Origin of the sequence: Bacteroides nordii (genome assembly GCF_019930665.1) — a bacterium.
In the GTDB taxonomy this organism is placed as follows: Bacteria; Bacteroidota; Bacteroidia; order Bacteroidales; family Bacteroidaceae; genus Bacteroides; species Bacteroides nordii.
This window is the reverse complement of record NZ_CP082886.1, coordinates 1,877,690-1,901,851: the sequence shown is the minus strand read 5'-3', so window position 1 is coordinate 1,901,851 and position 24,162 is coordinate 1,877,690. Positions and strand designations below refer to the sequence as shown.

General features: G+C 37.5%; 21 protein-coding genes. 2 read left to right on the top strand and 19 right to left on the bottom strand.

Annotation, left to right across the window (positions count from 1 at the left end):
* Window positions 1-22 precede the first annotated feature (22 nt).
* Window positions 23-1,240, top strand: coding sequence for a tetratricopeptide repeat protein (locus K8P02_RS07360; RefSeq protein ID WP_002560171.1), 1,218 nt, complete (start codon window positions 23-25; stop codon window positions 1,238-1,240).
* Window positions 1,241-1,469: 229 nt separating this feature from the next.
* Here the strand turns inward: K8P02_RS07360 and K8P02_RS07355 are convergent, their stop codons facing one another.
* From K8P02_RS07355 to tsaD, 19 genes are all read right to left on the bottom strand, one after another.
* Window positions 1,470-2,606 carry a universal stress protein gene (locus K8P02_RS07355; RefSeq protein WP_002560170.1) on the bottom strand — a complete coding sequence of 379 codons (1,137 nt, stop codon included), beginning with the start codon at window positions 2,604-2,606 and terminating at the stop codon, window positions 1,470-1,472.
* A gap of 85 nt (window positions 2,607-2,691) precedes the next feature.
* Complete coding sequence (locus K8P02_RS07350; protein WP_002560169.1) at window positions 2,692-2,982, bottom strand: hypothetical protein; 291 nt, start codon at window positions 2,980-2,982, stop codon at window positions 2,692-2,694.
* Between the two features lie 200 nt (window positions 2,983-3,182).
* Window positions 3,183-4,016, bottom strand: a complete 834-nt coding sequence (locus tag K8P02_RS07345; protein WP_025868006.1) for a tetratricopeptide repeat protein — start codon at window positions 4,014-4,016, stop codon at window positions 3,183-3,185.
* 19 nt (window positions 4,017-4,035) lie between these two features.
* Window positions 4,036-5,877: a BatD family protein gene (locus tag K8P02_RS07340; RefSeq protein ID WP_007485673.1), complete on the bottom strand. Its 1,842-nt coding sequence runs from the start codon at window positions 5,875-5,877 to the stop codon at window positions 4,036-4,038.
* Between the two features lie 33 nt (window positions 5,878-5,910).
* Complete coding sequence (locus K8P02_RS07335; protein ID WP_025868007.1) at window positions 5,911-6,627, bottom strand: tetratricopeptide repeat protein; 717 nt, start codon at window positions 6,625-6,627, stop codon at window positions 5,911-5,913.
* 8 nt (window positions 6,628-6,635) lie between these two features.
* Window positions 6,636-7,664, bottom strand: a complete 1,029-nt coding sequence (locus K8P02_RS07330; protein ID WP_025868008.1) for a VWA domain-containing protein — start codon at window positions 7,662-7,664, stop codon at window positions 6,636-6,638.
* Window positions 7,665-7,716: 52 nt separating this feature from the next.
* Window positions 7,717-8,700, bottom strand: coding sequence for a vWA domain-containing protein (locus K8P02_RS07325; RefSeq protein WP_002560164.1), 984 nt, complete (start codon window positions 8,698-8,700; stop codon window positions 7,717-7,719).
* Between the two features lie 48 nt (window positions 8,701-8,748).
* Window positions 8,749-9,822, bottom strand: coding sequence for a membrane exported protein (locus K8P02_RS07320; protein WP_025868009.1), 1,074 nt, complete (start codon window positions 9,820-9,822; stop codon window positions 8,749-8,751).
* Between the two features lie 10 nt (window positions 9,823-9,832).
* Window positions 9,833-10,702 (bottom strand): DUF58 domain-containing protein, encoded by an 870-nt coding sequence (locus tag K8P02_RS07315; protein WP_007485679.1) that lies wholly within the window; start codon window positions 10,700-10,702, stop codon window positions 9,833-9,835.
* Window positions 10,703-10,759: 57 nt separating this feature from the next.
* Entirely contained in the window at window positions 10,760-11,755 is a 996-nt protein-coding gene (locus tag K8P02_RS07310) for an AAA family ATPase (RefSeq protein ID WP_002560161.1), read from the bottom strand.
* Window positions 11,756-12,016: 261 nt separating this feature from the next.
* Window positions 12,017-13,408 carry an HU family DNA-binding protein gene (locus K8P02_RS07305; protein WP_007485680.1) on the bottom strand — a complete coding sequence of 464 codons (1,392 nt, stop codon included), beginning with the start codon at window positions 13,406-13,408 and terminating at the stop codon, window positions 12,017-12,019.
* A 12-nt stretch (window positions 13,409-13,420) separates the two neighbouring features.
* Complete coding sequence (locus tag K8P02_RS07300; protein ID WP_002560159.1) at window positions 13,421-13,693, bottom strand: HU family DNA-binding protein; 273 nt, start codon at window positions 13,691-13,693, stop codon at window positions 13,421-13,423.
* 74 nt (window positions 13,694-13,767) lie between these two features.
* On the bottom strand, window positions 13,768-15,066 hold the full coding sequence (rimO, locus tag K8P02_RS07295; RefSeq protein ID WP_007485681.1) for a 30S ribosomal protein S12 methylthiotransferase RimO: 1,299 nt from the start codon (window positions 15,064-15,066) through the stop codon (window positions 13,768-13,770).
* Entirely contained in the window at window positions 15,063-16,022 is a 960-nt protein-coding gene (gene ftsY, locus K8P02_RS07290) for a signal recognition particle-docking protein FtsY (RefSeq protein WP_007485682.1), read from the bottom strand. The genes rimO and ftsY overlap by 4 nt, the downstream gene beginning before the upstream one ends.
* A gap of 261 nt (window positions 16,023-16,283) precedes the next feature.
* Entirely contained in the window at window positions 16,284-16,442 is a 159-nt protein-coding gene (locus K8P02_RS07285; protein ID WP_002560156.1) for a DUF4295 domain-containing protein, read from the bottom strand.
* A gap of 20 nt (window positions 16,443-16,462) precedes the next feature.
* The gene (gene rpmG / locus K8P02_RS07280; RefSeq protein ID WP_002560155.1) at window positions 16,463-16,651 is read right to left on the bottom strand and encodes a 50S ribosomal protein L33; all 189 of its coding nucleotides are present in this window, start codon (window positions 16,649-16,651) and stop codon (window positions 16,463-16,465) included.
* Window positions 16,652-16,672: 21 nt separating this feature from the next.
* Window positions 16,673-16,933: a 50S ribosomal protein L28 gene (gene rpmB, locus K8P02_RS07275; RefSeq protein WP_002560154.1), complete on the bottom strand. Its 261-nt coding sequence runs from the start codon at window positions 16,931-16,933 to the stop codon at window positions 16,673-16,675.
* Between the two features lie 120 nt (window positions 16,934-17,053).
* Window positions 17,054-18,286, bottom strand: coding sequence for a competence/damage-inducible protein A (locus tag K8P02_RS07270; protein ID WP_025868010.1), 1,233 nt, complete (start codon window positions 18,284-18,286; stop codon window positions 17,054-17,056).
* Window positions 18,287-18,345: 59 nt separating this feature from the next.
* Complete coding sequence (gene tsaD, locus K8P02_RS07265; protein ID WP_002560152.1) at window positions 18,346-19,365, bottom strand: tRNA (adenosine(37)-N6)-threonylcarbamoyltransferase complex transferase subunit TsaD; 1,020 nt, start codon at window positions 19,363-19,365, stop codon at window positions 18,346-18,348.
* A gap of 236 nt (window positions 19,366-19,601) precedes the next feature.
* Here tsaD and K8P02_RS07260 point away from each other — a divergent pair, with 236 nt between their 5' ends.
* Entirely contained in the window at window positions 19,602-24,008 is a 4,407-nt protein-coding gene (locus tag K8P02_RS07260; protein ID WP_002560151.1) for a translocation/assembly module TamB domain-containing protein, read from the top strand.
* Window positions 24,009-24,162 lie beyond the last annotated feature (154 nt).

Below are 24,162 nucleotides of genomic sequence, written 5' to 3'. Positions count from 1 at the left end.
AATAATTAATCAAACAACAATCATGAAAAGAGTATTATTTTCAATGGTTCTACTGATGGCTGTCAGTTTCACATTTGCTCAACAGAAGAGCGTAAAAGAAGCTAAAGGCATTGCCAGCGATGTAAAACCTGACTTCAAAAAAGCTGAACAGCTGATTAACGGAGCATTGACTAATCCTGAAACAAAGGATGATGCAGCTACATGGGATGTAGCAGGCTTGATCCAAAAGAAAATCAACGAAAAGGAGATGGAAAATGCTTATCTGAGAAAACCCTATGATACATTGAAAGCGTACAACAGCATCCTGAAAATGTATGAGTACTTCTTGAAATGTGACGAATTGGCAGAAATACCTAACGAAAAAGGCAAGGTTAAAAATAAATATAGAAAAGCCAATGCTGCTTCAATGATGGCGGAACGTCCTAACCTGATCAATGGAGGAATACAGTATTTCAATCTTAATAAGAGCGCAGAAGCCTTGAAATTCTTCGGAACATACGTAGAATCAGCTTCTTATCCGATGTTGGAGAAAGAAAATCTGGCTGTATCTGACACGTTGCTACCTCAGATTGCGTATTACGCCACATTAGCTGCCAATGGAGTAGAGGATAAAGATGCTATCTTGAAATATGCTCCTATAGCAATTAAAGACAAAGATAATGGCTCAATTGCCATGCAGTTATGGGCAGATGCTTTAAAAGCAAAAGGTGATACTGCCAAATGGGTGGAATCTCTAAAAGAAGGTATCCTCAAATTCCCAGAAAATCAATACTTCTTTGCAAATCTTGTTGACTATTATAGCAGTTCTAACCAACCAGAAAAAGCAATGGAATTTGCTGACGGTATGTTGGCTAAAGATCCTAATAACAAATTGTATCTGTATGTGAAGGCATATCTTTATCACAATATGAAAGATTATGATAAAGCACTTGATTTCTACAAAAAAACAATTGAAGTTGATCCTCAATATGCAGAAGCTTATTCAAACTTAGGTTTAGTATTGCTGATGAAAGCTCAGGATTTTGCAGATCAGTCTACTACGGATGTTAACGATCCTAAGTATGCACAAGCTCAAGCTACTATCAAAAAATTCTATGAAGAAGCAAAACCTTATTATGAAAAGGCGAGAGAACTGAAACCTGATCAGAAAGATTTGTGGGCACCGGGTCTTTATAGAGTTTACTATAATTTAAACATGGGTACTGAATTTGACGAAATTGAAAAGTTGATGAATAACTAAAATTCAATTTGATATTTCCCAAAAATAGCATGAACGGCTGGAATAATTAATATTTCAGCCGTTTCTTTTTACACTTGATAGGATCTATATATAATAGGAGAGTAATTGATGAATAGTAACTTTCAACCATATAAAAAGGCAACTTACTCTTTACGAACAAATTGCCTTTTTATATTAAACATAATGAAGATTATTCCATTATTTTAAATGCCTTATTTTTTTCTTCTGATCATCCGTTAATAACAAGTAATGGTGTATCTGAATGGAAAATCATTTTCCGGGCAATACTTGGATTAAACAAACGAGCAAATATATTTCTTTTATAAGAAGTCAACGTGATAATATCGATTTTATTGGCTTTAATATATCCGTCAAAACTTTTAAGGAAATCATCATTCATCACCACATCATAATGAATTTCAAGTTCCGGATATTGTTTTTGGAAATATTCTTTAATACCAGCCAACTTTATTTCATTCCAAGTATCTTTTGCTTCTTTAACATCAGCAAGATAAATCAAAGATACGACGAAATTAAAAGGTTTCCAAGCATTTATAAAGGAATCAAAAGCTATTAAATCCCTTTGATCAAAATTAGTCATAAAAGCAACCCGCTTCACAGCACCGAATTCTCTAAATGGCGTGTTTTCTGGAATAGCCAATACTGCAGTACGACTGCGTTCAATCACTTCAGCAGTAACACTACCAATCAAATCAAGATCTTTCTGACTCTTACCACGAGTACCCATTATTATAATACGCGGATGTTGTTCTTTTGAATAGCGTAAAATCTCCTCTTCAGGTATTCCTTCACGCAATACACAAGTATATTTTACATCCGGAAACTCCCCGGAAGCTACTTTCTCTTTTATTTTATCAGCTAACGCATTCAAATCCGAATGAACTTTTTGTAAAATCATTTTAACCGTCTCCTCGTCACTTATCTGGTAGTTAAACACATCACCATAAGGCAACGAAGATGCATATATAGGTGTAAAATATACATGCAATAATAAAACTTCGGCTCCATAGGCTTTAGCCAAGTTAAAACCGAATTCACATGCTTTAATCGAATAATTAGAAAAGTCTACTGGAATAAGTATCTTCCTACTCTCATTATCATCCTCAACATTAGGTGTCTTCTCTCCCACTATACTTTCGGCTAACCAAACAGAACTCTCTGTAATCTTGAGCGCCCTTGGTAAATCACTTTCTTTTATGCGTAATCGGACACCTGATGAAACAACTGGTTGAATCTGATTCACATTATGAATATACGTCTCAATACCCTCATTTTCAAGGACATTTTTCAATATCTGAGCTTTTGTATAAGTCAGAATAGCTAAAGTAACTAATTTGTCTTCCATAATCCATTATTATATATATGAATTTAACAAATAAGAAATCCCAATTGTTTTGATTCAATTGGGATTCTGCAAGTATATCTTTTCATTAAGCCTGCACAGGTTCGGTAGCTTCTTCTCTTTGCATACTCATATTTAGTTCATCAAGAATGCGAAGAGCCCGGTCAAGTACGGTAGTATCGTCAATCATCACTAACCCACCGTCCGGACCGGGCTCTAAATGTATTCCGACACTTTTACCCTCTTTAAAATTATGTCCGCCGAAGAAATTGCGTACTGTATCTACGTGTAGACCAAGTTCATCAGCTATTCTATGCATGCTACCGCTGGGCAATGAATCTTTAATTTTACGAAGCTCATTGAATGTTATTGTCCTCATGTCACATAAATTTAATGGTTAATACTAATGTGAATCATTATCACGCTATAAACTTAAGAAAAAAAAAAGATAAAACAAACTATTTACCTATTTTTTTTACTATATTAGATAAAATACAATTTTAGATAGATATTATATAGCAAAATCCCCATGTAGACATATCTACACGGGGATTTTTACTTTTATTTTAATTATTATTCCTATATTATTTCGATTGCAGAAGCGGGTATCCATCCCACTTTACCATCTTCTAAACGTATTTCTTTCCAGTCTTTCATGGAATTATCTTTTACATCTACTTTATGTCCTTCATGAAGAATAAACAAACTCGTTCCGCTGTCACTGGGAGTACTACGAACTGTAACACTCGGATTTATCACGATAGCATTATTACGGTTCAATAATTCGTCTTTCTGTTGTCCGGCAAATATATTCGTTAAAACAACTACAACCAGAAAAATGATCCCACATATAAAGCCCGCTTTCTTCAATACAATCTGCTTTGAGAAAATAAAGAAATAAAGAGATATAATCAATAATATAAAACAAGCAACACCCCACACAGCCCATGCATCTACGCTCATACTATTAACTAAAGAATTTATCCAGGAAACAAAAAAGATTTCCGGAACAGCTTCTACTTTATCAATCGTTTTGGAACGTGCTATCTCTAAATTAGCACGAATATCACTATTACCTGGTTGAAGCAGTAAAGCACGTTCGTAATTCAATATTGCTTTGGCAATATCACCGGCTTTATAATAACTATTCCCAAGGTTATAGTAAACATCTGCAGCTTCACCTTTACTCAACAGCGCCTCATAAATCTGAATAGCAGAAATATAATCGTTTCTCATATATGCACTGTCTCCTTCAGCTTTTGTAACATCTTCCAGTTTAGAAGAGAACTGTTGCATACCAGCACTTATCGAGTCTGTTTCTACAGCCTGCAAAGAGTCTGTCTTCAACGAGTTCTGTCCAATAGAAGCTATTGAAACCAATAAACTAAATGCAAAAAACAATATTTTTTTCATGATGTTAATCTCTTCTAATTTAATGTTTTATTGAATTCTCCATCTTACTCATCACAGCCAAAGATGACGAATAGACTTTATCCATAGCCTGGCTTTCATCTCCCGGAGCAAAACGTGCAAATTCACATTCATTTAAAGCATCCAAAAACTCTTTAATCAATTCATCACTTACTCCATGATTTCTCAATTTCTCTTCCACATTATCCTTTGATAAGCGAGATACCGGGATATTCAGTTTATCACTTATATATCCCCACAAAGCTTTCAATACTTCATCATAGAATGCTTCTTTCTTATTTTCAGCAAGCAGTTTACCTGCCAGTTTCATACGCTTTGTAGCTACCTTATTTGCCTTCTTCGTACGCATTTTAGCCACATTAGCATTCTCGGCTGCCTGCTTACGATAAATAATAAAGAATATAATGAAAGCAATGGCAGGAATTATGTAGAACAACCAGTAAGTGAATGAACCATAGAAGAAACTTCCCTTAGGTTGAAGCGTTACATCTTTCAACTTAATATAACGAATATCTTCACCCAAAACTTTCAGGTCTTCTTTATTTGTGAAATTCGCAATCACTTGATCCGCATTACCAGCACCTTTCTCTACTTTTATTTCATAGTCTTCTGTTTTCAACGTCTTATAAGACTTGGATTTAATATCGAAATAAGAGAATGTTACAGCCGGTATCTTATAATTACCTGGATGACGCGGAATTGCTAAATATTCAATCACACGATTACCAGACAACCCGCTCGATGTCAAACGAACTTGGCTATCTACTTTGGGGTCATACACTTCGAAATCTTCCGGAAATTTCACCTCCGGATTTGAAAGCAATTTTAAATTTCCTGTACCGGAAATTACCAACTTAATCGTGATTGCATCATTTGTTTTTACATCCTTACTATTTATTGAAGAACTAATAGTAAACTCTCCTACTCCACCTGAGAAATCAGCAGGTTTCCCGGCAGGAAGAGCATTCACATTGATTGTAATAGCCGGAGTTGTAAGTACTTTCTTCACTTCAACAACGTTACTGCCTCCATTAAAGAATGCATCAAACGGATCGGCACTCCGTACTGCTTTCGCAACAGAGGCATCAAACCGTGCCGGCTCAATTGTGAGCTTTCCGGACTGTTGTGGAAATAACACAAACTGTCGAAAAACAGTAGTATAATAGTTTCTCCCTTTATAATGCTCTTGCGACCATTTTGCATTGGATGGACGTTCTATTTCCTGCGAATGAAAACCTTTAAAATCCGGTAATTTCACATTATCAAATTGCAACTGGCTTTCACGTGTATAAATTTTATAAGTCAGCAGAAAAGCCTCTTGCTCATAAACAGTTGTTTTTGTAGCTGTTGCTGTTACAAACAGGTCTTGACTGGAAACACTTGCAGAAGAATTTCTGCCAGAAGAACTATTCCCCTGAGTAGCCGCACCACTTGAAGTTGCAGCTGCACTCTGATCGGGTGGAAGCACTTTTATTTTTACAGAGTTAGAAACCATTTGATCTCCATCTGCCGTAATTGTTGCACCAGAAATAGAATAATCACCTTCAGTTGTTGCCATCAGAATATAGGTAAATGTGATTCCTTTTTCTGAAGACATCGCACCATTAATTATTTGCGTATTACTAAATGTACTTCGAGTAGGTCCCATCAATACATCAAACCCTTTGATAGATGGTGCACGAAAGTCTCTCACCTTCTGCGTAGTCACTGTATAAGATAACCTGAACTGGTCTCCCACCACTACTACATCAGGCGCTGATGCAGTAAACGATACTTTACCATCGGCAAAGACATTAGTGCTTGCTACTACGAATATTATCAATAAGAAAATCAGTTTTCTCATTTCTTTTGAAGTTTTTATCATCTTACTTTATTATTACCAATCTTTTTCGAGACGACCTCCCTGGGTTACCTGCTGCTGTTTTTTAACTTTATCCTGGGTATCCTTTTCGTCCTGCATCACAGAATTAAGGAGTTGTTCAGCATTTTCCTTCGACATCTCATTATCTTTCTTCTCAGGCTTGGGTGGCTGCTGTTGCTGATCATCTTTCTTTTGATCATTTTGCTTATTCTGATCTTTTTGCTGATCCTGCTTCTTTTCCTGCTCATCCTTATTCTGATCTTGATTTTGGTCCTGGTTTTGCTGATTCTGTTGCTGATCCTTTAACATTTTCTGTGCCAATGCCAGATTATAACGAGTTTCATCATCTTTAGGATTATTTCGCAACGACATTTTATAAGCTTCTACAGCCTGAGCATAATCTTTCCCCGCCTGAAATAAAACACCCATATTATGATAAATATGTGCCAGTTTCATTTTATCTTTCTCAATCTTACCAGCAGCCACATATTGCTCCATAGCATCTTTAAATTTCTGCTGCTGAGACAATGTATTACCCAAATTATACATTGACACTGTTGACTTGGGATTTACTTCCAATGCCTTCCGATAATTCACTTCAGCGTCTACAAATACACTATCGTTAAACAAACGATTTCCTTTACGGATATAGTCTCTCTCTATCTTTTGTGCTGAAGCTCCAGCTGCCAGTATCACAAACAGAATGAACAGAATATATTTACTTTTTGACATAAGCATAATTACTTCTTATTAGAGAACAAATGAATGTTCTTAAACAACGGATTCTTACGTTCCAATATCAACATCTCAGCTAATAATAAAAGCAAAATAATCCATGCAATAGCTTGGAACTGCTCGTTGAATTCTGTATATACCTTGGATTCAACATCTGATTTTGCCATTTTATTAATTTCCTGGTTAATAGCTTTTTGAGCAGAATTGGAATTATCAACACGTACATATATACCCTTACCATCTTTAGCGATTTCCTGACACATAGCTTCATTAAGTCGAGTTACCACTACATTTCCATCCCGATCACGACGAAAATCGTTCGTTCCTTCAACGGGAATCGGAGCCCCATCAGGAAGTCCTATTCCTAATACACTCACTTGGATTCCTTTTTCAGCCGCAGCCTTAGCAGCTTCCACAGCTCCTCCTTCATGATTCTCACCATCAGTAATGACAATAATAGCCCGCCCTACTCCTTCTTGCGGAGTGAAACTACGTGTTGCAAGATTGATAGCAGCTCCGATGGCAGTTCCCTGTTTAGAGATCAGCGAAGGATTAATAGACTCTAGAAACATTTTAGCAGAAATATAATCACTTGTAATCGGAAGTTGGGTAAAAGCATCACCTGCAAACACAATCATACCTACCTTGTCATTTTCCATTTCATCTACCAATCTAGAAATAAGACGCTTGGCTCTTTCCAAACGGTTTGGTTGAACATCCTGCGCCAACATAGAGTTAGAGATATCAAGTGCAATTATTACCTCTACTCCTTTACGTTTCACTGTTTCCAGTTTTGAACCAAACTGCGGACGTGCCAACAATACAGCAAACAATCCGATTGCAGCAAAAATCAACCAAAATTTCACATCCGGACGATATTTGGAAACGTCAGGCATAAGTTGTGCCATCAATACCGGATCACCAAAACGACGAATAGCTTTTCGCTTTCTGTAATTAGAATACAGATAGAAAACAGCTAATAACGGTAATAGCAGCAACAGATATAAATATGCAGGTTCTTCAAATCGAAACATCTTTCTATTTAAATTTTACGATTTACAATTTACGATTGAAATCACATTTATACTATGGAATCTTCTTAAGAATTGAGTTACGCAACAGTACCTCAAGCAATATACAAAGAAAAGCTGCTAAGGCAAACCAGCGATATTCTTCCTGACGTTTGCTATATTCTTTAACACTCAACTTTGTTTTTTCCAGTTTATCAATTTCTTCATAAACCTCTTTCAACTTTGAATTACTGGTAGCCCGGAAATAATTTCCGTCTGTTGTACCTGCAATCTCAGTCAACGTCTTTTCGTCAATTTCAACAGGTATATTTACATACTGCACAGAATTTCCTATCGGATACGGATAAGGAGCCATGCCATTTGTACCGACACCAATTGTATATACGCGAATACCAAAACTCTTAGCTATCTCAGCAGCAGTTAAAGGAGAAATATCTCCTTTATTATTCGTACCGTCAGTTAACAAAATAATAACCTTTGATTTAGCTTTACTATCTTTCAAACGCGTAACTGCATTAGCAATACCCATACCTATTGCTGTCCCGTCTGTCACAATACCACATTTAATGCTTTGAAACAAGTTGAGCAACACTGCATGATCCACTGTTAAAGGACACTGCGTGAAACTTTCACCAGCAAATAAAGTCAAACCAATATTGTCATTCGGACGTCCATTAATAAATTCAGCTGCTACATCTTTAGCGGCTTCCAATCTATTAGGCTTTAAATCCTCAGCAAGCATACTGGTAGATACGTCAATAGCAAGCATAATATCAATACCCTCTATTTCGCTATTTTGCCAGTTATCCGTAGTCTGAGGTCGGGCAAGTACCAGAATAATCAATATCAATGCTATGATTCGAAGTCCAAATGGTACATGCAACAAATAGTTCTTATAACTTTTTGGTGTATGTGCATATACCCGGGCATCCGAAATTTGAAGCGTTGCCTGGCTTTTCTTCCACTTTAAAACATACCATACGATATAAGGTATGAGCAACAGCAGCAAAAATAAATATTCAATATTGGCAAAAACCATTCTATTTACGATTTTACAATTTACTATTCACGATTGAGAAATGCTCCTTTAAGCAAAGAGATTATAAAGTTGCATTCCAATATATACAAAAGTACCTACAAGAGCTACTGATAATAAAACAATGCCACAAATAAGCAATATCTTAGCACGCAATGAACGTTTTTCTATAATCGTAATCTCCGTTGGTTGCGGCTTCTGGTTCTCCTCATCAGGCTGCTTAGTTTCATTAATAAAATCAATAGCATTAATCAGATTGGCATCATTCTCATTCATTTGAGGATCATGCTTAGCAAACTTTACTAAATCCGCCGTTTGGAAGAGCTCCTTCAAATCTGCAATAGCTTCTTTATCATTCATTTCCATCAGATTATCAATGATTTCCGAAGAAGTCATCTCTAACGCATTGAAACCAAAACGATCTTTTATATAAGTACGAAGAGTATCTGTAAGTTCCGTGTAATATTCCTTCGGAAGTCCTTTTTGCCATACCTTCTCATTCTTAATACGTTCGATCTCTTTCATAGCAGCCTGATGTGGAGGCAATTTGGGCTCTACTTTCACCTTACGTATAATTGGCTTATTATCACGAATACGTATGATAAAATAAATAAGCAAAGCAAGTAGCGGTAATGCAAGGAATGAACATCCGATTAGTCCATACCAATCTTCCCAAACAAAAGGAGCTTTCATTACGGCTTTCTGCCCAAAGAATTGATCCGGATGCAAGGTATCCACTGGCATTGAGTACACTTTCAATGCTAATGCCTTCGACTTATACTCTTTATTATCAACCGTCACCACCATTGGAGGTAAATAGTAAAGAGCAGAATCAAAAGATGTTACAGTATATTCTTGTGTGATCAACAATCGCTGACGATCATTCAAGAATTGTGTATCCGGTTTAGCAGTTTCCACAATTTCAACTCCGCGTACTATTGTATCAGTATAAGCAGGCAAAACAGCTCGCTGCTTTGCATCCATTGCTACCTGTAATTGTATCTTTGCCTGTTCTCCAATGAGAATCTGCAAAGAATCTATTTTAGCTTCAACAGTAACAGACTGTGCAACAGCCCTACCAGATAACAAAAACAACAGTATTATTAGAAAACTATTTCTATTCATTGTCTTTCCGTTAATTTCGTTTGGCAAACAAGTTCAACAACGCCTTTACATAGTCCTGATCTGTACGTACCGATACTGAATCTACATTACTTTTAGTAAAGATATCACTCAGTTCATCCTGTTTACTTACCCACCAATTGTGATGTGCCTGACGAACTGCTTTCGATGAAGTATCAATCCATTGTTCATGCCCGGTTTCGGCATCTTTAATTTTCATCAATCCTATTGGTGGAAGTTCAGCCACACGCCTATCGTAAACCTGAACGGCTACTACATCATGCTTCCGGTTGGCAATCGTCATGGCATTCTTGAAATTTTCTTGATCAATAAAATCAGATAGAATAAAAGCAGTACAACGCCTTTTCATTACATTCGTCAAGTACTCCAATGCTAACCGAATATTTGTACGACGGCTTTCAGGTTTAAAATCAATTAATTCACGAATTATATAAAGAATATGTTTACGTCCTTTCTTAGGAGGAATGAACTTCTCTATTCGATCAGAGAAAAAGATTACACCAATTTTATCATTGTTCTGAATAGCCGAAAATGCCAATGTTGCAGCAATCTCAGTTATCATATCTTTCTTCATCTGCTTAACAGTACCAAATTCCAAACTACCGGAAACATCAACCATCAACATCACTGTCAGCTCACGTTCTTCTTCAAACACCTTAATATAGGGTTTATTAAAACGCGCAGTCACATTCCAGTCGATATCACGAATATCGTCACCAAACTGATATTCACGCACCTCTGAAAACGCCATACCTCTACCTTTGAAAGCCGAATGATACTGACCTGCAAAAATATTGTTAGACAATCCACGCGTCTTTATTTCAATCTGACGGACCTTTTTTAATATTTCACTTGTTTCCATCTATTTAATTGAGAATTGAGATTTGAAAATCGAGAATTATTCATCACTCAATCAAAGTTAAGGCACTTCAACTTTATTCAATATCTTACTGATAATTTCATCTGAAGTTATATTGCTGGCTTCTGCCTCATACGTCAAACCAATACGATGACGAAGTACATCATGAGCTACAGCACGCACATCTTCCGGTATTACATACCCACGTCGTTTAATGAATGCATACGTACGCGCAGCCAACGCAAGATTAATAGAAGCACGTGGAGAACCACCAAATCCAATCATATCTTTCAACTCCTTCAAGTCATATTTCTCAGGATAACGTGTCGCAAATACAATATCTACAATATAACGCTCTATTTTCTCATCCAGATAAACCTGACGAACGACTTTACGAGCCTCAAGAATTTCATCTGCCTTGAGAATAGGCTTTACATTAAATTTCTCACCATTAATATTCTGACGAATAATCAATTTTTCTTCTTCCAACTTCGGATAATCAATGACCACCTTCAACATAAAACGGTCTACCTGTGCTTCCGGCAACGGATAAGTACCTTCTTGCTCAATCGGATTTTGAGTAGCCAATACTAAGAAAGGTTCAGGCAAAAGAAAAGTTTGTTTACCAATAGTAACCTGACGTTCCTGCATCGCTTCAAGCAAAGCACTCTGTACTTTAGCCGGTGCACGGTTTATTTCATCAGCCAATACAAAATTAGCAAAAACAGGACCTTTTTTTACCTGAAATGATTCGTCTTTCTGACTGTAAACCATTGTACCAATAACGTCAGCAGGCAATAAGTCGGGGGTAAATTGTACACGACTATATTGTGCATCAATCAATGATGCCAACGTTTTGATTGCTAATGTCTTTGCCAAACCAGGCACACCTTCCAACAGTACATGCCCGTCAGAAAGAAGTCCAATAAGCAGCGACTCTACCAAATGTTTCTGACCAACAATAATCTGGTCCATGCCTGTTGTAAGATTGGTAACGAAAGCACTTTGTCTTTCAATCCGCTCATTCAGTTCGCGGATATCAATTGATTCAGCCATAAATACTTAATATTTTATTGTTTAATTACCACAAATAATAAATAAGCCTCTTGTTTGTGTAAGGCTTTTTAATTCGATTCCAAAAGTACGCCATAAAATTAACCATTGCAACTAATTTTTATTAAAAAACAATGCGAAACCTTTAGATTAAGGTACTTTTATATGGTTTAGCAGTTCCATAACATTTCGTTCCTATACAAAAAACTCCGCCTGAATGAAACAAACATGTATACATTCAGGCGAAGTAAAAAGTCCGGGTTATTATTTCCTTACTAATTCAGGGATCTTAATTGTAGTTCCATACGGCACATTATCGGGATTTTTAATAACTCCCGGATTGTGTTTTACAATGTATGGCCACAAAGCTTTAGTTCCATAAAAACGTAAAGCAACTCTTGTTAATGTTTCCCCTTCTTTGATAGTATATGTAGTTTTAGTTCCCGTTATAATATAACTAACAGAATCCGGCTTGAAAGGAACAGACTTAGCTGTTGTCGATTTACCTGCATCTTTCTTCACTGTTTCCGGTTCTTTTTTAGATACAGGAACAGCCACCGGAATTTCTTCTTTCACAGGAGGAACAACTTCAGCAACCGTATCTTCTCTGACTATTGTATCTTGAAGAATAACCGGTTCCGAAGTAGGCTGAACAGCTTTTTCCATTTCCTTCACTTTTTCAATTCTGTCCGAAGAATCAAAAAGATCAGGATAATAGATGAAAAGCAAAGCCCCTCCACAAAGCAATAATACAATAACGATGATCGCAATAAGATAAGGTACCGGAGACCTTTCAGATTTCACCTGCTTGGGTTTACTTTTTCTTTTAACCGGCACTTCATTCGCCACTGTTGAAACAGCCAATTCCCGGGCTATTATTTCTTCTGCAGACAACTTTGGAGCTACTGATTGAGAATTCTCTGGATCTGTTGTTTTTTCCTTATCCAATTGAGAAGGTTGATTTACAGAAGGAGTAGCTTCTTTCTCCATAATAATATCGTCTGAAACTCCTTTTTCACCAACTATTATTTCATTTTTCGCCTCTTCTATTTTCGGTACTACAACTTCAGTAACCGCCGTATCTTCCTCAGTAGCAACTTCATCTACCGTATCTTGTCCTTCTGTCGCCACTGAAGTATTTCCCACAGCAGAAACGTCTTGCTCCTTTTCCTCTATCGAAGACTTTTCTTCTTCAACTATTTCCTCAGCACTCTCTACTTCCCCGATGCTTTCTTCAGTATTCACTCTCCCCACACTCTGGGATACAGATTCCTCTTCTGTCAATTCCCCATCATCATCCAAATCCATCACCGGAGTATCTTCCAAAACAGTCTTTTCATTCAACACTACCGTTTCAAAATGAGAAAATGGCTTATTAATAATATCACGTAATGAACCATCCGGAATAAAGGAAACCTTTGTATAACCTTGTATCTGAAATCGTTCACCCGTATTAACCTTCACACTCTCCCTGCTTTCCACATCTACCAGTTTGAAAGTACCAAAGCCTTTAATTTTCACAGACCTGTCCTGTTCAAGAGCTTCTTCTATCAAAAGAAAGAACTCTTTAACAAATTTATCGGCATCTTTTTTATCCATGCCGTATTTCTCAGATAATAAGTCTATAAAATTCTGCAGATATAACCTTTCATTCATGAGAGTGAACTTTTATTTAAACTTATCTTTTAATTGGGCACTCGGTCTGTATGTCAAAACCAATTTAGGAGGAACAAGCATTCGTTGCTTCGTTGTTGGATTGACTGTAATACGTTCTGCTTTCTTCTTTACTTCAAAGGTTCCAAAACCCTGTATTGTAACTACATTTCCCTCTTGTAATTCCTGGGTCATACCCGACAATAAAGAGGATGCTAATTCGGATGTATCCTTAATTGTATATCCTAACCTACGCGATAACTCTGAAATAAAATCTTTATTATTCAAATCCAAAAGTTTTTAAAGTACGACGCTATATTAGTCATTATTAAGCAAATAAACAAATTCCATGAAAGAATACTTTAAATAATCTTTCCAAAAAGATCAAAATCATCAGAATCAATCACCTCTATCTGATAAAAGTGACCAATCAGAAGCGTTTGGTCCGCACGATTAATCAAAACTTCCGGATCCACTTCCGGAGAATCGAACTCCGTACGTCCAATATAATAATCTCCCTCAATACGATCAATAATTACTTTTAGTTGCTTACCCACTTTCGCAGCACTTAACTCAGATGATATCCCTTGCTGAATATCCATCAATTCATCCAAACGAGCTTGCTTTTCTTCTGCAGAAACAGAATCTTCATAATGCTCGGCAGCATAAGTCCCCTCCTCTTCTGAATATACAAAAGCTCCCATTCTGTCAAAACGTGCCTTACGAACGAACTCTTTCAATTCTTCAAAATCAGCCTCCGTTTCTCCCGGATGCCCTACCATCAGGGTAGTGCGCAAATGAATACCGGGAACTTCTTTACGAAACTGTTCTATTAACCGATAAGTATCCTCCTTTGTTACATGCCTACGCATATGCTCCAACATATTATCACTAATATGCTGCAAAGCGATATCCATATATTTACATACATTATCACGCTCACGCATTACACGAAAAAGATCTGTAGGGAAATGAGCTGGATAAGCATAATGCAGACGAATCCATTCTACCCCAGGAATATCAGAAATACGTTCTATCAATTCCGGAAGCATTTGTTTCTTATACAAGTCAATTCCGTAATAAGTAAGCTCTTGTGCTATAACCTGAAACTCTTTCACGCCCTGAGACACAAGATATTTCACCTCATCCAGTATTTCTTCAATCGGCCGTGACACATGGTGTCCTGTTATTATAGGAATAGCACAATACGAGCATTTGCGGTCACACCCTTCCGAGATTTTCAGATAAGCATAATGACCGGGAGTAGTTAATGTTCGTTCAATGTGTAATTCATCGTGATAGGCTTTACCCAGATCTTTCAGCAGTTCTTTCCAATTAAACTTTCCATAAAATTTATCAACCTGGGGAATTTCGATTGCCAGTTCTTTTAAGTATCGTTCCGACAAACATCCCATCACGAATAATTTCTCCAGATTCCCTTCTTCCTTCTCCTGAGCAAAATCAAGAATCATATTAATAGACTCCTCTTTTGCATCACCTATAAAGCCACAGGTATTTATTACTGCAATTTCTCCTTCAGGTTTCTCAGAATCATGAGTAACGTTATATCCAGCTTCGTTCAGTTGACGCATCAACTGTTCTGAATCTACCAAATTTTTAGAACACCCTAAGGTTATAATATCTATAGTCTTTCTCTTCATGCATTCTCTCCAAACAAGGAATCTACAAATTCTTTTTTACGGAAAACCTGCAAGTCTTCCATACCTTCCCCCAAACCGATATACTTTACAGGAATTTTAAACTGATCAGAAATACCAATCACGACTCCCCCTTTAGCTGTACCATCTAATTTGGTAATAGCCATAGCTGTAACCTCTGTTGCCAATGTAAATTGTTTCGCTTGCTCAAAAGCATTTTGCCCGGTAGAACCATCAAGCACCAACAAAACCTCATTAGGAGCATCAGGTACAACTTTCTTCATAACGTTCTTGATCTTTGTCAGTTCATTCATCAATCCTACCTTATTATGCAAGCGCCCGGCAGTATCAATAATAACCACATCAGCACCATTGGAAACAGCCGAACTTAGTGTATCGTATGCTACGGAAGCGGGATCAGAACCCATTTTTTGCTTAATAACAGGTACTCCTACTCTTTCACCCCAAATAACCAATTGCTCCACGGCAGCAGCACGGAATGTATCCGCAGCACCCAAGTACACTGATTTTCCGGCTTTCTTAAACTGATATGCCAATTTTCCAATAGTAGTAGTCTTGCCTACCCCATTAACACCCACTACCATAATTACATATGGCTTCTTATCTATTGGCACATCAAAATCAGCTACATCATCAGAGTTATTCTCTGTCAGCAATGCAGCTATTTCATCACGAAGAATAGTATTAAGTTCTTGTGTGTTTACATATTTATCATTTGAAGCACGTTTTTCAATACGCTTAATGATGTTTAATGTAGTCTCTACACCTACATCAGAAGTAATGAGCACCTCTTCCAAATTATCTAACACTTCGTCGTCCACTTTTGACTTACCGGCTACTGCACGGGCTATCTTACTGAACACGCTTTCCTTGGTTTTAGATAATCCTTTATCTAAAGTTTCCTTCTTTTCCTTTGAAAAAAAACTAAAAAATCCCATGATACTTACTATTTGTATAATACATTATGCTACAAAGATATAATAAAGTAATGAAAAACTAAAAAGTGAGGCAAAAAAATTGAAACTCCACAACGTTTTAGTAAACTTCAAACAACAACAAGAAAGCATTTCAAACTGTTCAGAAGAGCTCTTTTTTATTTATAGAATTACAAATAAAGATTCACAAATCTATAACTACAAAAAAAATCCCCCCAATAACAACATGAGAGGATTTTTTAATTGCAGGGCAACCGCAATCTATTATTTCTTGAAAAAGTCTTGTACCTTTTCGTTAGGAACCATCTGTTCATCAAAAATGTAAGCACCAGTTTTCGGAGACTTAACCATTTTGATAACCTTAGTATAAGAACGACCTTCTTTAGATCCTTCGTGCAAACTTGCTACTGTTTTCTTTGCCATGGGTTATTCTCTATCTTTTATTATTTAATTTCCTTGTGAACTGTTACTCTCTTCAGAATAGGGTTGTATTTCTTCAACTCAAGTCTTTCTGTAGTATTCTTTCTATTTTTTGTTGTGATATAACGAGATGTTCCCGGCATACCGCTATCTTTATGTTCTGTACATTCCAGAATCACCTGTACTCTATTACCTTTTGCTTTCTTTGCCATAATCAGTTTTCTCCTCTACGTTTAGCCAATCACTTTAATGGTTTTCCAATCACAATACCCTTTAGCAACTGCATCGTTCAGTGCAGCATCCAATCCTTTTTTGTTAATAATGCGCAAACCAGCAGCACAAAGGCTAAGGCTGATCCAGCAGTCCTGTTCTACATAATAGAACTTCTTGTTAAACAAGTTCAAATCAAAGGTTCTCTTTGTTCTTCTCTTTGAGTGTGAAACATTGTTGCCAATCATGGCTTTCTTTCCGGTAATTTGACAAATCTTCGACATTTCTATCTTATTTTTATAGTTTTTATCTATACTTATTTCAAACAGAGCGCAAAGTAAGCACTTTTATAGATATAAAACAAGTAATTCTTAAAATAATTCGTTATACAGTACACTTTTTCTTTATTTTAGAAGGTCCAGAAGTAACAAAAAGGCATTATTCCCAGCTCTCTCGACATTCATCTCTCTCCCACGGTCTGTATCTTGTTTCATTGTTCGAATTTCATTTTTATAGGCAGCAGCAATCCAAACGGTCCCCACCGGTTTCTCTTTTGTCCCTCCACTAGGACCGGCTATTCCTGAAGTTGAAACGGCGCAATCAGTTTTCAACGCTTTCATCGCACCTTTTACCATTTCAATCACAGTTTCTTCACTGACAGCCCCCTGTTTTTTGAGCGTTTCAGACGACACCCCCAACAACGATTCCTTAATTTCATTAGAATAAGCAACAATCCCTCCTTTAAAGTAATCCGAACTCCCAGGCACGGAAGTTAATTTAGCAGCAATGCTTCCTCCCGTACAACTCTCTGCGGTGGATACGGTCAAATTCTTCTCTCTTAGCAAATTTCCAATAAGTATTTCAAGTGGAGTATCTTCTTCATCAAAAACAGCATCTCCCAAAATATACTTCAGTTTACACCCTTCAACGGAAATCTGAGATTGCACCTCTTCTTTATCCCTTCCACGCCCTGTAAGCCGAAGCCGAATAATACCGGGTTTAGGCAAATAGGCCAATTTTATAGATTTAGGCAAAGCCTCTTCCCATGATTCAAGTTTTTCTGCCAAGACAGATTCAGGATAATTCTTTACGGTAAAAGTCTTATGTATAATAACATCTGTATCAAATTTCTGACGCAAACGAGGAATTACCTCTTCGCTCATCACAGTAATCATTTCCTGAGGCACACCCGGCATAGATACCAATACCTTACCATTTTTTTCAAACCAACTAACGGACGCACTACCTACCCGGTTATTTATCACAAGGCAATCTTTCGGAACCATTGCCTGGCTCTTATTTAACGCATTCATCGGTATCTTACTTGCCAATACACGCTTGATATTTTCAAATACCTCTTCACTAAACACTAACTCCGTATCAAAATAAGCACATAACGTCTGTTTGGTTATATCATCTTTCGTAGGCCCCAATCCACCAGTCATCAATACAATATCGGCCCTATTCATCGCATCGTCTACAGCCTCAGTTATTTCATCCGCACGATCACGGACAGAAACAACACGAATCACCTCAATGCCAACTTTATTCAACTCACGCCCCATCCAGGCCGAATTTGTATCGACAACCTGCCCTATCAGTAGTTCATCGCCTATTGTAATAATCTCTGCAAACATACTTATACCAATCAGATAATTGTAATTAGAAACCTCTTTCAATACAAATCTCTTTTATATCACAAAGTAACACGCGAATAAGCCGGAAGTTCGATTGAACAAAAGTCCTGATCCAGATACTTGAAGTAACCTGTAATAGCAATCATTGCGGCATTATCTGTAGTATAACTGAATTTAGGAATGAATATTTTCCAGCCATATTTTTCGGCATGTTCACGGAAAGAGTTACGCAATCCGTTATTGGCAGATACTCCACCAGCTACAGCTACCTCATTTATTTTATACTGCTTGGCAGCTTTTCGAAGTTTATCCATAAGAATATCTACAATTGTTGCTTCCAGTGAAGCTGCAAGATCTACCTTATGATGTTCAATGAAATCAGGATCATCCTTCATCCAATCACGAAGTGAATAAAGGAAGGAAGTCTTCAATCCACTAAAACTATAATCCAGTCCCGGTATATGCGGTTTACTAAAAGTAAATGCTTTCGGATTTCCCTGGCGTGCTAATTTATCAATAATTGGTCCTCCCGGATATCCGAGCCCCATCACCTTTGAGCATTTGTCAATTGCTTCTCCGGCAGCATCATCAATAGTCTGCCCCAGAATTTCCATATCATTATATGCCTTCACCAATACTATCTGCGAATTTCCACCCGACACAAGCAAGCAAAGAAAAGGATAGCTAGGCTGCTGAATTTCTTCACCCTCTACTTTAATAAAATGGGCTAACACATGACCTGTCAGATGATTAACATCAACCATTGGTATATTTAAAGAACGGGCAAAACCTTTTGCAAACGAAACTCCCACAAGTAATGACCCCATTAATCCCGGACCACGCGTAAAAGCTACAGCACTCAATTCCTCCTTGGTCACCCCTGCACGTTTTAATGCTTCATGTACCACCGGAACTATATTTTGCTGATGTGCACGCGAAGCAAGCTCAGGCACTACACCCCCATACGCTTCATGAACAGCCTGGCTGGATACCACATTCGACAGCAAATAACCATCCTTGATAACGGCTGCCGACGTATCATCACAAGAGGACTCAATTCCTAATATTATTGTACTCATAGTTTTTTTGATGTTTAAACGGTGCAAAAGTAATGATAAAAGTACGATTCATAACGAACTATTTTATATTTTTGTTCGCAAAATAAAAGTAACCGCTTATCAGAACGCTGAAAAAGACTGTACGCTGGGTACTCGGTATTGTACTGGGAGTATATATCGGGGTCATTCTTTTGTTGAACATACCTTTTGTTCAGCAGAAGTTTGCTGTATTCGTAGCCAAAGAACTCTCCCGTGTAATGGGTACCGAATTAACTATTGGAAGAATAGATATGGGACTGCTGAACCGTATCATTATCGACGATGTATTACTTGACGACCAGTCAGGAAAGGAAATGTTGAAGGTCACCCGTCTTTCTGCCAAGTTTGAGATACTTCCTCTTTTCAAAGGAAAAATAACTATTAGTAGTGTACAGTTGTTTGGTTTCAACATCAATCTAAACAAAAAAACTCCGGATTCACCACCTAACTTCAAATTTGTCCTTGACGCATTTGCATCCAAAGATACTGTTAAGAAAGAGAAAAATATCGACTTGCGTATCAATTCCATATTAATTCGTCGTGGAAAACTGGCATATGATGTACTTTCTGAAGAAAAGACTCCGGGAAAGTTTAATGCCAAGCATGTACGTTTACAGAACATTATAGCCAACATCTCGTTGAAAGCGCTGCAAAATGACTCTGTGAACGCTTCAATCAAGCGGCTGAGCGTAGATGAACAATCCGGATTTGAACTTAAAAAATTAAGTCTGAAGTTAGTAGCCAATGATAAAGAAATGTCTATTGATAATTTTGTTATCGATTTGCCCAATACTTCCTTAAAGATGGATACTATTCATCTGAATTACGATAGCTTGGGAGCATTTAAACAATTTACCAATAATGTACGATTCTCTTTCCACACATTGCCTTCACACATCACATTAAAGGATATTTCTCCGTTTGTTCCGGCACTATCCAATTTTAAAGAGCAGATCGAACTCGATATGGATGTTAATGGTACAATAGACCAATTGAATTGCTCTAAACTTGAAATAAAAGCCGGTAAGCAGTTCCATCTGTTAGGAGATGTTTCCCTGCAAGACTTGTCACACCCACAAGACGCTTTCGTCTTTGGTAAGATGTCTAATCTTTCGGCCAATAGTGCCGGCATTGGCTTTTTAGTACGCAATTTAAGTAAAAACTATAATGGAGTTCCTCCTGTACTCGAGCGCTTAGGAGATGTATCCTTTCACGGAGAGATTTCCGGATACTTCACAGACCTCGTTACATACGGTCTGTTCCATACAGACATAGGCTCTGTAAAAACCGACTTGAAACTCAGTTCTAACAAAGAAAAGGGGCTGTTTGCTTATTCCGGTTCCGTTAAAACAAAAGATTTTGAACTGGGAAAATTACTGAATAATGAAAAGTTAGGAGAAATCACCTTCAATCTCGACGTACAAGGCAGTCATTATGAAAAACAGCGCCCTTCCATCGTGTTGAAAGGTTTAGTAGCTGCTATTGAATATAGTAATTATAAATATGAAAATATCACTCTTGATGGTGAATACAAACGTGGTGGATTCAATGGTAAAGCTGCATTAAATGACGAAAACGCTACTATTGCGATCAATGGTGATATTAATCTGACTGAGAAAGTACCTACTTTTGACTTTTCAGCCTCAGTTAGCAATTTCCGTCCACACGAACTAAACCTGACACCCAAATACGAAGATGCAACATTCTCCGTAAAAGTAAAAGCAAACTTCAAGGGAGGCTCTATCGATCAGATGATCGGTAATATAGACATCGATAGTTTGCAATTCACAGCTCCCGAGAAAAATTTCTTTATGAAAAATATGCATCTGTCCGCCACACAACAAACAGGTATTAATCAACTAACTCTAAACTCAGAGTTTCTGACTGCTAATGTAAAAGGACGTTTCATGTACCATACACTACCCTCCAGCGTAATGGGCATTTTGCGCAGTTATATCCCCTCGCTCATTCTTCCTCCTAAAAAAACGATAGAGACAGATAACAATTTCAGTTTTGACATTAATATATATAATACAGATATCTTATCCACCATTTTTGATATTCCATTAAAGGTTTACACCCATTCCACCATTAACGGATATGTCAATGACCGAATGAAACGCTTGCGTGTGGAAGGATACTTCCCACGCCTACAATACAAAAACAATTTCTTAGAATCGGGATTGTTACTTTGCGAGAACCCTGCCGACCAGTTTAGAGTCAGGGTTCGTTTTACAAATCAAAAAAAGAAGGGAGCTGTAAACCTATCTCTGGAAGCACAGGCTAAAGATGATCTTGTAAACACTACCATCAATTGGGGAAATAATGCTGCCGTTACATATAGCGGCCAACTGGCTGCCGCAGCACAATTCTTACGTACAGAAGGAGACAAACCCTTGCTCAAAGCAATTGTAGACATAAAACCGACAGATGTTATCTTAAATGATACCATCTGGGAAGTACATCCTTCGCAAGTAGTGGTGGATTCCGGTAAAATTGATGTTAACGATTTCTATTTTAGTCATCAGGACCGTTATATCCGAATCAACGGACGCGTATCCGACAATCCGGCGGATACAGTAAAAGTTAATCTGAAAGATATCAATATCGGTTATGTTTTTGATATTGCACGCATTTCAGACGATGTTAATTTTGAAGGAGATGCCACCGGTATGGCTTATGCCAGTGGAATACTGAAGAAGCCGGTGCTCAACACGCGCCTGTCTATCCGTAGTTTCACATTGAACAAAGGGTTATTAGGTGATTTAGATATTTATGGAGCTTGGGACAATGAGAAGAAAGGTATTTATCTGGATGCCCATATCCAAGAAAAAGATATTTCCAAAGTTCACGTAGATGGGTTCATCTACCCGATCAAACCTACCAGCGGACTTGATCTAAACATTGATGCCGAAAACCTGAATATTAAGTTTCTGGAACATTATATGCGGTCTATAGCTCAGGATATTAAAGGAAGAGCTACAGGAAAAGTACATTTTTACGGTAAATTCAAAGGATTAAATCTCGATGGTGCCGTAATGACAGATGCCTCAATGAAATTTGATATACTTAATACCTCGTTTGCCATAAAAGACACGATACGTCTGGCACCGGAAGGAATCACATTCGATCACATCCATATTTCAGATATGGAAGGGCATCAGGGAAGAATGAATGGATATCTCCATTACGAACATTTCAAGAATATAAAGTATCAATTCGACATTCAGGTCAACAATATGCTGGTAATGAACACACAGGAATCTCCGGATTTCCCCTTCTATGGTACAGTATATGCCACTGGAAACGCTCTGCTCGCAGGTAATGCACAAGACGGGCTCGATGCGAACATAGCAATGACTACCAACCGGAATACGAACTTTACATATAGTACAGGAACTGTTGCCTCGGCCACCAGTAATCAATTTATTAAGTTTGTAGACAAAACCCCACGACGTAGCATACAGGATTCGATACAGATCATTTCATTCTATGAACAAGCCCAACAGAAAGAAGAAGAGAAAAATTCACAGACAGACATCCGTCTCAACATATTAGTAGATGCCACACCGGATGCTACAATGAAAATTGTTATGGATCCTGTTGCCGGTGATTATATCAGTGGACGGGGTTCAGGTAATATTCGTGTAGAGTTCTATAATAAAGGAGATGTGAAAATGTTCGGTAACTACCACATTCAACAGGGTATCTATAAATTCAGCCTTCAGGAAGTAATACGTAAGGACTTTATTATCAAAGACGGAAGTACTATTACCTTCAATGGACCGCCACTTAATGCCACATTGGATATACAGGCCTCTTACACTGTACCCTCAGCCTCATTAAATGACTTGATACCAGATGCATCTGTGGTTGTGCAACAACCCAATGTCCGTGTAAACTGTATGATGAATCTTACTGGCATCCTGTTGCGCCCCTCTATTAAATTAGGTATTGAGCTTCCCAACGAACGTGATGAAGTACAGGCCCTGGTACGCAATTATATCAGCACAGATGAACAAATGAATATGCAGATACTCTATCTGTTAGGTATTGGTAAGTTTTACATGGAAAATAATACAGGTAACCGGCAGAGCTCTGACATGATGTCCTCTGTATTATCTTCTACTCTATCCGGCCAACTGAACAATGTACTCTCACAGATTATCGATAATAACAACTGGAACATCGGAACCAATCTCAGTACCGGTGAGAAAGGCTGGACAGATATGGAAGTGGAAGGAATCCTTTCGGGTCAATTGCTCAATAACCGACTGATTATCAATGGGAATTTTGGATATAGAGATAATCCAATGGCTAATACCAACTTTGTGGGAGACTTTGAAGCAGAATGGTTACTGACCCGTTCGGGAGAAGTACGATTGAAAGCATATAATGAAACGAATGATCGCTATTATACTAAAACCAATCTGACTACCCAGGGAGTCGGCATTATGTATAAGAAAGATTTCAGTAAATGGAATGAACTTTTCTTCTGGAACAAGTGGAAGCTTCGTAATCTAAAAAGAAAAATGGAGAAGAAGCAGGAAGAAATTCAAAAGAATGATTCTACAAAAACAGATAGTGCACAATCAAAAACAAAAAGACAACGACCGGAAAAATAAACAAGCATTCCGGATAATACTGGCAGAGTTGGTTTATCAAATTCTTCCCGCAAGGAGTGAAAGATCCGGAATATATATTGCTCAAATTCAGCAGTAATCAGGCTACAATTTATATTGAAGATCAATTTCAGCGCGTAGCAATAAAAGAGTAAGA

Bases quoted from the DNA above. Each gene is read 5' to 3' on its own strand.
- K8P02_RS07320 (WP_025868009.1), bottom strand. From the start codon at position 9,822: ATGAATAGAAATAGTTTTCTAATAATACTGTTGTTTTTGTTATCTGGT.
- K8P02_RS07355 (WP_002560170.1), bottom strand. From the start codon at position 2,606: ATGGAAGACAAATTAGTTACTTTAGCTATTCTGACTTATACAAAAGCT.
- rpmG (WP_002560155.1), bottom strand. From the start codon at position 16,651: ATGGCAAAGAAAGCAAAAGGTAATAGAGTACAGGTGATTCTGGAATGT.
- ftsY (WP_007485682.1), bottom strand. From the start codon at position 16,022: ATGGGATTTTTTAGTTTTTTTTCAAAGGAAAAGAAGGAAACTTTAGAT.
- K8P02_RS07360 (WP_002560171.1), top strand. From the start codon at position 23: ATGAAAAGAGTATTATTTTCAATGGTTCTACTGATGGCTGTCAGTTTC.
- K8P02_RS07345 (WP_025868006.1), bottom strand. From the start codon at position 4,016: ATGAAAAAAATATTGTTTTTTGCATTTAGTTTATTGGTTTCAATAGCT.
- tsaD (WP_002560152.1), bottom strand. From the start codon at position 19,365: ATGAGTACAATAATATTAGGAATTGAGTCCTCTTGTGATGATACGTCG.
- K8P02_RS07315 (WP_007485679.1), bottom strand. From the start codon at position 10,702: ATGGAAACAAGTGAAATATTAAAAAAGGTCCGTCAGATTGAAATAAAG.
- K8P02_RS07325 (WP_002560164.1), bottom strand. From the start codon at position 8,700: ATGGTTTTTGCCAATATTGAATATTTATTTTTGCTGCTGTTGCTCATA.
- K8P02_RS07335 (WP_025868007.1), bottom strand. From the start codon at position 6,627: ATGTCAAAAAGTAAATATATTCTGTTCATTCTGTTTGTGATACTGGCA.
- K8P02_RS07310 (WP_002560161.1), bottom strand. From the start codon at position 11,755: ATGGCTGAATCAATTGATATCCGCGAACTGAATGAGCGGATTGAAAGA.
- rpmB (WP_002560154.1), bottom strand. From the start codon at position 16,933: ATGTCGAAGATTTGTCAAATTACCGGAAAGAAAGCCATGATTGGCAAC.
- K8P02_RS07285 (WP_002560156.1), bottom strand. From the start codon at position 16,442: ATGGCAAAGAAAACAGTAGCAAGTTTGCACGAAGGATCTAAAGAAGGT.
- K8P02_RS07350 (WP_002560169.1), bottom strand. From the start codon at position 2,982: ATGAGGACAATAACATTCAATGAGCTTCGTAAAATTAAAGATTCATTG.
- K8P02_RS07260 (WP_002560151.1), top strand. From the start codon at position 19,602: ATGGGTACCGAATTAACTATTGGAAGAATAGATATGGGACTGCTGAAC.
- K8P02_RS07340 (WP_007485673.1), bottom strand. From the start codon at position 5,877: ATGAGAAAACTGATTTTCTTATTGATAATATTCGTAGTAGCAAGCACT.
- rimO (WP_007485681.1), bottom strand. From the start codon at position 15,066: ATGAAGAGAAAGACTATAGATATTATAACCTTAGGGTGTTCTAAAAAT.
- K8P02_RS07270 (WP_025868010.1), bottom strand. From the start codon at position 18,286: ATGTTTGCAGAGATTATTACAATAGGCGATGAACTACTGATAGGGCAG.
- K8P02_RS07305 (WP_007485680.1), bottom strand. From the start codon at position 13,408: ATGAATGAAAGGTTATATCTGCAGAATTTTATAGACTTATTATCTGAG.
- K8P02_RS07330 (WP_025868008.1), bottom strand. From the start codon at position 7,664: ATGTTTCGATTTGAAGAACCTGCATATTTATATCTGTTGCTGCTATTA.